3 protein-coding genes are annotated in these 6,577 nt (G+C 72.0%); 1 reads left to right on the forward strand and 2 read right to left on the reverse strand.

Features of this window, described 5'->3' with window-relative positions:
* Positions 1–226 precede the first annotated feature (226 nt).
* The gene (locus tag QH283_RS09145; protein WP_280502585.1) at positions 227–2,485 is read left to right on the forward strand and encodes a RelA/SpoT family protein; all 2,259 of its coding nucleotides are present in this window, start codon (positions 227–229) and stop codon (positions 2,483–2,485) included.
* A 15-nt stretch (positions 2,486–2,500) separates the two neighbouring features.
* Here QH283_RS09145 and QH283_RS09150 read toward each other — a convergent pair whose 3' ends face one another.
* Both QH283_RS09150 and QH283_RS09155 read right to left on the reverse strand, forming a co-directional pair.
* Positions 2,501–5,680: a helicase HerA domain-containing protein gene (locus tag QH283_RS09150; protein ID WP_280502586.1), complete on the reverse strand. Its 3,180-nt coding sequence runs from the start codon at positions 5,678–5,680 to the stop codon at positions 2,501–2,503.
* A 5-nt stretch (positions 5,681–5,685) separates the two neighbouring features.
* The gene (locus QH283_RS09155; protein WP_280502587.1) at positions 5,686–6,294 is read right to left on the reverse strand and encodes a hypothetical protein; all 609 of its coding nucleotides are present in this window, start codon (positions 6,292–6,294) and stop codon (positions 5,686–5,688) included.
* Positions 6,295–6,577 lie beyond the last annotated feature (283 nt).

The raw sequence follows: 6,577 nt of genomic DNA on the forward strand, positions 1-6,577 counted from the left end.
GTTCCTGGGCGCGGGCTTCGGGGCGGCGGCCTTGGCCGGCGCCGGGGCCGTCTTCGCCGGCGCCGGGGGCGCCCGGGCCGCGTTGTAGGGCATAGGCCAGCCCCCAAGGGGTGGTCTTGCCCCCCCCCCCGCCGCCGGCGAACACGGCCCCGGCGCCGGCCAAGGCCGCCGCCCCGAAGCCCGCGCCCAGGAACGTGCCGCCGAGCAGGGCTCCGGCACCTCCGCGGTGCCGACCTCTGCCTCGCGCCGGGTGCGCGCCCGGCTGGCCAGGCGGATGACCGGCCAGCGCGGTATCGCCGCCGTCAAGCCGGTGCTCGAGCCGCTGGCCACCGTGCATCGCGAGCTGTACCCCAAGGCCAACCTGACGCTGCTGCAGAAGGCCTTCGACGTGGCCGACGAGCGCCACGCCCACCAGTTCCGCAAGTCCGGCGACCCCTACATCACCCATCCGCTGGCCGTCGCCAACATCCTCGCCGAGCTGGGCATGGACACCACCACGCTGGTGGCCGCCCTGCTGCACGACACCGTCGAGGACACCGGCTACACCCTCGACCAGCTGAAGTCCGAGTTCGGCGACGAGGTGGCCCACCTGGTCGACGGCGTCACCAAGCTGGACAAGGTCAACCTGGGTTCGGCCGCCGAGGCCGAGACGATCCGCAAGATGATCATCGCCATGGCGCGCGACCCGCGCGTGTTGGTCATCAAGGTCGCCGACCGCCTGCACAACATGCGCACCATGCGCTTCCTGCCGCCGGAGAAGCAGGCCAAGAAGGCCAAGGAGACCCTGGAGGTCATCGCGCCGCTGGCCCACCGGCTCGGCATGGCCACGGTCAAGTGGGAGCTCGAGGACCTCGCGTTCGCGATCCTGCACCCGAAGAAGTACGACGAGATCGTGCGCCTGGTCGCCGACCGCGCGCCCTCGCGCGACACCTACCTGGCGAAGGTGCGCGCCGAGATCGTCAACACACTGGCCGCCTCGCGCATCCAGGCCACCGTGGAGGGCAGGCCCAAGCACTACTGGTCGATCTACCAGAAGATGATCGTCAAGGGTAAGGACTTCGACGACATCCACGACCTGGTCGGCATCCGCATCCTGTGCGACGAGGTGCGCGACTGCTACGCCGCGGTCGGCGTGGTGCACTCGCTGTGGCAGCCGATGGCGGGCCGGTTCAAGGACTACATCGCCCAGCCCCGCTACGGCGTCTACCAGTCGCTGCACACCACCGTCGTCGGGCCCGACGGCAAGCCGCTCGAGGTGCAGATCCGCACCCAGGACATGCACCGCACCGCCGAGTTCGGCATCGCCGCGCACTGGCGCTACAAGGAGACCAAGGGCAAGCACTCCGGCGACTCCGCCGAAGTCGACGACATGGCCTGGATGCGCCAGCTGCTCGACTGGCAGCGCGAGGCCGCCGACCCCGCCGAGTTCCTGGAGTCGCTGCGCTTCGACCAGAAGTCGCCGGAGATCTTCGTCTTCACCCCCAAGGGCGATGTCATCACCCTGCCGCAGAAGTCGACCCCGGTGGACTTCGCCTACGCCGTGCACACCGAGGTCGGCCACCGCTGCATCGGCGCGCGCGTCAACGGCAGGCTGGTCGCGCTGGAACGGCAGCTGGAGAACGGCGAGGTCGTGGAGGTGTTCACCTCCAAGGCGCAGAACGCGGGCCCCAGCCGCGACTGGCAGAACTTCGTGGTCTCCCCGCGCGCCAAGGCCAAGATCCGGCAGTGGTTCGCCAAGGAGCGCCGCGAGGAAGCCCTGGAGAGCGGCAAGGAGCAGATCTCCAAGGAGGTCCGCCGGGTCGGGCTGCCGTTGCAGCGGCTCATGAGCGTGGACGCGATGACCGCGGTCGCGCACGAGCTGCACTACAGCGACATCTCCAGCCTGTACACCGCCGTCGGCGAGCACCAGGTGTCGGCGCATCACGTCGTGCAGCGGCTGATGGCCCAGCTCGGCGGCATCGGCGATGTGGAGAACGAGCTCGCCGAGCGGTCGACGCCGTCGACCACGCCAAGCCGCCAGCGGGTCACCGGCGACGCGGGCGTGCTCATTCCCGGCGCCTCCGGCACCGTGGCCAAACTCGCCAAGTGCTGCACCCCGGTGCCCGGCGACGAGATCATGGGCTTCGTGACCCGCGGCGGTTCGGTCAGCGTGCACCGCACCGACTGCACCAACGCCGAGTCGCTGCGCCAGCAGCCCGAGCGCATCATCGACGTCGAGTGGGCGCCCTCGCCGTCCTCGGTCTTCCTGGTCGCCATCCAGATCGAGGCCCTCGACCGCACCCGCCTGCTGTCCGACGTGACGAAGGTGCTCGCCGACGAGAAGGTCAACATCCTGTCGGCCTCGGTCACCACTCACGGCGACCGCGTGGCCATCAGCAAGTTCACCTTCGAGATGGGCGACCCCAAGCACCTCGGCCATCTGCTGAACGTCGTCCGCAACGTGGAGGGCGTCTACGACGTCTACCGGGTGACCTCCGCGGCCTGAGTCCGGGCCGCCCGGCTACCGCCCCCGCGCCCTGGCCAGCACCTCGTCCTCGGTCAGGGCGCCCTCCGGGTGGTGGCTCAGGCACATCGGCACCGCGACCTTGGCGAAGCCCGTGCCCTCGGCCGAGCCGTAGAAGCGGCCTGCGGGCAGTCGCGCGATGTCTTCCACGCGGCCGCCCTTGGCACGGGCGAGTTCGGCGGCGGCCTGAATCTGCACGGGCGCGTTGAGCCTGCCGAAGAACTGGGTCGCCGCGTTGCCGCTGACCATGTTGTGCAGGCCCTTCGGGGCCTGGGTGGCGTAGACCATGCCCAGCCCGTACTTGCGGGCCTGAGCGGCCAGCCGCAGGGTGCTCTCGGTGGAGGCGGTCGTGCCGAGCGCGGGCACGAAGGTCTGGGCTTCGTCGAGCACCAGCAGACCGCCGAGCGGCCGCTCGCCCGCCGGATGTCTCTTGATCCAGGAGAACAGGGCCAGCTGGAGCTGGTTGACGAAGGTCTGCCGCTGTTGCTCGGTGGCCAGACCGACGCAGCTGATCACCGAGACCCGCGCACGTGCCGAACCACCCGGCGTGAGCAGGGCGCCGGGATCCAGCCGCGCGCCCGCCCCGCCGAACACCGGGTCGTTGATCATGGCGGCTTTAAGTTCCTCGGCCATGTCGGCGGCCAGCCGGACCGCGTCCCTGATCCTGCTGACGCCGTCGGGCAGGTCGGTGAGCAGTTCCACGAAGGCGCCGGGATCGGACCCGCCGTGCCGGGCGAAGTGGGTCAGGGCTTCGGTCAGCACCGCGGTGCCGGTGGCCCTGCGGCGGGCGGTGAGCCCGGCCCGCGGCGCCAGGCCCGCGACCGAGGCGTCCACCGAGACGCGGAACTCGTCGGGATCGTCGAGCACGCCCCCGAAGTCGGGCAGCGGGTTCAGCGCCAGCGGCCTGCCCGCCTCGCGGCGCGGCGTCCAGACCACCACCTCGGTGTCGGCGAGGTAGCGCTCGGCGCGCTCCCTGTCACCGGGCAGCCAGCTCGCGGGCGGGACGGGCCAGCGGTCGCCGAGGCTGGCGAGGTCGTTGTTGGTGTCGATGACGATGGCGGACACGCCGTGCAGCGCCGCCTCCTCGATCAGTCTGCGCAACAGCACGGTCTTGCCCGAGCCGGAGCCCGCGAAGACAGCGGTGTGCTTGCGCAGCAGCTCCAGCGGAACGCGGAATTCCCCGCCGGTCTCCACATTCCGGCCGAGCAGGACCGAGGCGGGCTCGCGCTGCGCCGCCGGGTCGGATTCGGCGGCCGCCGCACGGACCGCGCCTGCCCCGGGCGCACCGGGCCGCTCCGGGTCGTCCGCTCCTCCCCCGGGCACCGCCGAGCCCGGCTCTCGCGTGCCGGACTGCTTCGCGCCGGGCACCCGTGCGCCGGGTGGCCGCACCTCGAACACCTCGGTGAACAGCCGGGTGCCGCTCGCCGGGCGGCGATGCGCGAGCCAGCCGAGGAAGTCGGTGGGCGATTCGGTGAGCATGACCTCGAGTGCGGCGAAGGTGCGCAGGTCGTCGGGGTCGACGGCGAGCACACGCCCGCCCGCGGCGGCGAACTCCGCCAGCGCGGCGGTGGTCACCGCGCCCCGGGAGAACGGGATGTTGCGCAGCAGGACGAGGTGGCGGTGGGTGGCCGTCGTGGGATGCAGCCCGGCTTCCAGGCTCGCCGCCCGCAGGCGGGTCAGCACCGCGCGGTGGTGGCCGTGGGCGATGGCGCGGAAGCTCCAGTGCTCCTCGTCTTCGCTGGCCTCGTCGATGGTGCGCCGCAGCCGGGCGTGCAGGGCCGGGCGCACGCGCGTGCCGGGGTCGACGGTGAGTTCGGGGCCGCCGTCGTGTTCCAGGACATAGGCGTGCAGGCCTGCGTTGAGCAGGGCGAACATGCGCTCGTCCTCGTGCCGGGGGTCGAGCGCCGTCTCGGGATCGGCGGATGCGCGCAGCGCCTCGAAGCGCGCGTCCATGGCGGCCGTGTCGTTCGCCGCCGGCAGGGCCGGCGGCGGCGTGACCGTGGGCACGACGCCGAAATGACGCAGCTCGACGAGGCTGTTCTCGGCCAGACAGGCGCGGATGTGCCGTTCCAGCTGCTGGAGCAGCCTGCGCGGGGTGAACGCGGCCACATCGGGGTCGTCGAAGGCCACCGGCAGCACCGGCCAGGTCGGATAGGGCGGGGTGAAGCCGATCTCGCCGTACAGGCCGCCGAGGTGGCGTTCCACGATCGCCGAGGCCACAGCGGCGTCGGGCATGGCGGTGGCGAGTTCGACGACGGTGAACCGGTCGGCGGCCGAGTTGACGGTCCTGGTGGCGATGAGCTCCCAGGACTTGGGGATACAGGCCGCGACCAGGATGGTGCGCACGGTCTCCTCGCGGATGCGCATCAGGCCGTCGGCGAGGCGGTCGGCGAGTCCGTCGTCCGCACCGCGGCCGGACTGGGCGATCACCGTGTCGATCTGGTCGACGGCCAGCACCACCGGCCCGGTGAGGGCGAACAGACGCACCAGATCGTGGAACAGCAACTGCGGCAGGCGGTTGCGGGCGCGGAAGCCCCACTCCGCCCGTGTCTGCTCGTCGATGCCGTCCTCGAGAACGAGGAAACTGTAGCCGATCTCGCGTAACCTGCCGCGGGCGCAGTACAGCGACAGCGCGCGCAGGGTGTCCCGGCACTCCTGGCCGACCCGCACGTCCAGATCCTCGACCCGGTCGAGCAGTTCGTCGATGTCCTCGCGGTGCACCGGCAGCATGCCGCGCACCCGCATGGTCAGTTCGCTGCCGCACCCCGCGCTCTCGGCGAGCGCGCCGATCATGCGGCCCAGCTGACCGCCGCCCGCGCCGAGCAACTGGGTGACGATGCCGTGCACCGCGCCCGCCCAGAACGACGCGCCGTCGACGAGCTTGGGCATGAAGAAATAACCGCCGAGGTCCTGGACGTGCCTGCGCAGCCAGCCCAGCATGTGGGTCTTGCCGACTCCGCGTTCGCCGCTGAGCACGATGCCGGTCGGGGTCTGCCCCGGCCGGCTGCGCGCGTTCGCCACGGCGCGCCCGATCTCCTCGGTCGCGCGCGGGTGCAGACCGTCGACATGGAAGCTCAGCGGGCTCCAGATCTCGTCCGGGCCGAGCACACTGCCGAACTGGACGGAGGCCAGCGCGACCCGCTGCTCCTCGTCGAGCCGCGTAAGACCGGCGGACACGCCGTTCACGCTCGGGCCTCGATCGTCAGCAGATGCCTCGCCGTGCCGCCGAGGACGACGGCCGCCGCGCGATCTCGGTCGGTGAGGGTCTTCTGGTCGGCTTCGGCGCGCACGTGCACGCCCTCGTCGCGGGACAGCACCGCCACGCCACGGTCGAACTCCGCGCGCGGCACCTCGGCGAGCCGTTCGCGCAGCACCGCCAGCGGCACCGGGCGTCCACTCCCCCGCGTCTCGGCCGTGTAGGCGGCCCGGACCCGACCGGCCACATCGGGGACGAACAGGTCGGCCAGCGCCTTCCCGGTCACCTCCAGATGCCGTGCCAGGCTCGCCAGCAGCACGTACAGCGCACCGCCCGCCGCCCCGGCCCGGGCGGGGCGGGGCGCGGTCAGCTCCCGCGCGCACCACACCGCGCCCCGGTCGGTCAGCTCGTGCACATAGGAGCGGCCGACCAGCACGCTGCGCACCAGCCCGAGTTCGTTGAGCCGCCTGCGATTACGGCCGTCGAGGGTGATCCCGGCCAGCGACCGCAGCTCGGTGTTGGTGAGCTGGCGCGCCTCGGCCATGAGCACGAGCAGCACGCAGCGTTCGCCGAGGGACAGTCCGTCGTCGGGCATGAGGCATGGTTTCCGTTCTGTCGGAGCCGTCGCGCGGCTCACCCGCCGGGCGCACCGATTCGCTTCGCCCACCGCGTCTGCCACGACACCGCGATCTCCGGTCCCCCGGTGTCCGCCCCCGCGCACACCGTCGCGCCCGGCAAGGATGATGCCCCATCGGCCCGGCCGCCGCGAGCGCACGGGCGAATCGTCGGCTCTTCGAACGACATCGCCTCCCGTTCGGCACGAGTGCGTCGAAAGACGCAACGGCCCGACGGTGTCCGCTGACGCGGACGCCCCCTCG

The organism is Nocardia farcinica, from assembly GCF_029867845.1.
GTDB lineage: Bacteria > Actinomycetota > Actinomycetes > Mycobacteriales > Mycobacteriaceae > Nocardia > Nocardia farcinica_A.